The organism is Longimicrobiaceae bacterium (genome assembly GCA_035696245.1).
Classification (GTDB): Bacteria; Gemmatimonadota; Gemmatimonadetes; order Longimicrobiales; family Longimicrobiaceae; genus DASRQW01.
Map to the genome: position 1 here is coordinate 1 of DASRQW010000096.1, position 1,946 is coordinate 1,946.

The window sequence follows — 1,946 nt, forward strand, 5'->3', positions numbered from 1 at the left end:
TCCCCACCATGGCCATCCGCCGCTGCCTGGAGATGGGGGGCATCACCGGGGCGCAGATCGACCACGTGGCCGTGAGCCGCGACCCGCGCGCCAACCTGCTGCGCAAGGCGATGTACGCCATCCGCCGCCGCCCCTCTCCCAAGCTGGTGAGCGACCGCGTGCGCAACTCGCGCCGCGTCGGCGACATGTCCGGCCCGCTCGCCGACGCGCTGGGTGTGCCGGTAGCCGCGCTGCCCAAGCTGCACCACGTGGAGCACCACCCCGCGCACCTCGCGAGCGCCTTCTTCGTCTCGCCCTTCGAGAGCGCGGCGGTGTGCGCCATCGACGGCTTCGGCGACTTCGTGAGCACTTCGATGGCGTTGGGCGAGGGCAACCGGCTGCGCGTGCTGGACAAGGTGTACTTCCCCCACTCGCTGGGCATGATGTACACGGCGGTCACGCAGTACCTGGGCTTCCCGCACTTCGGCGACGAGTTCAAGGTCATGGGCCTGGCGCCGTACGGGAAGCCGGTGCACACCGAGGAACTGCGCAACCTGATCACGCTGAAGGACGGCGGGAAGTTCGAGCTGGACCTCTCCTTCTTCCGCCACTGGAACGAGGGCGTGGAGATGGAGTGGGAGGAAGGCTATCCCACCCTGGGCCGCGTCTTCACGCCCAAGCTCGAGGAGCTTCTCGGCGCCGCCCGCCAGCCGAACGATCCGCTGCTGCCGCGCCACGAGGACATGGCCCACTCGCTCCAGGCGGTGTACGAGGAGTGCGCCTTCCACGTGCTCAACGGCCTGTGGGAGAAGGCGAGCAATCCGCGGCTTTGCATGGCTGGGGGATGCGCGATGAACAGCGTGGCGAACGGGAAGATCCGCGCCAACACGCCCTTCACCGAGGTGTACGTGCAGCCCGCGTCCGGCGACAACGGCACCGCGCTGGGCGCCGCGTACCACGTGTGGAACCAGGTGCTGGACCAGCCCCGCGGCTTCGTGATGGAGCACGGCTACTGGGGCACCTCGTACCCGCAGGCGGACGTGACGCCGGCCGTGGCCGCGCGCGACGACGGCGAGTGGGAGTACACGTGGGAGCGCCACGACGGCGAGGAGGCGGTGTGCCGCGAGACGGCGAAGCTGATCGCCGACGGCAACGTGGTGGGCTGGTACCAGGGGCGGATGGAGTGGGGCGCCCGCGCGCTGGGCAACCGCAGCATCGTGGCCGACCCGCGCCGCGGCGACATGCGCGACCTGATCAACACCAAGATCAAGTTCCGCGAGAAGTTCCGCCCCTTCGCCCCGTCCATCGCCGAGGAGGCGCTGGACGATTATTTCGTGGGCGGCGCGGCAGACCCGTTCATGCAGCAGGTCTACCCCGTACGCGAGGACAAGCGCGCGGTGCTGCCCGCCATCACCCACGTGGACGGCACGGGACGGCTCCAGACGGTGAGCGCGAGCACCAACCCGCGCTACTACCGGCTCATCAAGGAGTTCGAGAAGCTGACGGGCGTGCCGGTGGTGCTCAACACGAGCTTCAACGAGAACGAGCCCATCGTCGACACGCCGCAGCAGGCGCTGGACTGCTTCTTCCGCACGCGGATGGACGTGATCGTGGTCAACGACACCATCATCCGCCGCCGCCCCGCGCAGGCGTCCGCCGCGGCGGCGTCCGCGCCCGAGGCCGATCGCGCGGGAGCGGCGTAGCGTGGGCTGGACGCCGCGGGCGGTCTTCCTCAACCGCTTCTACTGGCCGGACGTAGCCGCCACGGGGCAGATGCTGGCGGACCTGGCCGAGGACCTGGCCGCGCGCGGATGGAAGGTCACCGTCGTCACCAGCCGCGGCGTCTACGCGGACGCGGACGCCTCGCATTCCGCGCGCGAGACGCACAACGGAGTGGACGTCGTCCGCGTGGCGACCACGCGGTTCGGGCGAGGGACGATCGTGGGGCGGATCGGCGACTACCTGTC

General features: G+C 70.0%; 2 protein-coding genes. Both read left to right on the forward strand.

What is annotated here, in order from left to right:
* The coding region (locus VFE05_04385) for a carbamoyltransferase C-terminal domain-containing protein (protein ID HET6229294.1) at nt 1–1,682 on the forward strand (1,682 nt) is incomplete at its 5' end.
* Between the two features lies 1 nt (nt 1,683).
* Nucleotides 1,684–1,946: hypothetical protein (locus tag VFE05_04390; protein ID HET6229295.1), on the forward strand; the 263-nt coding region annotated here is incomplete at its 3' end.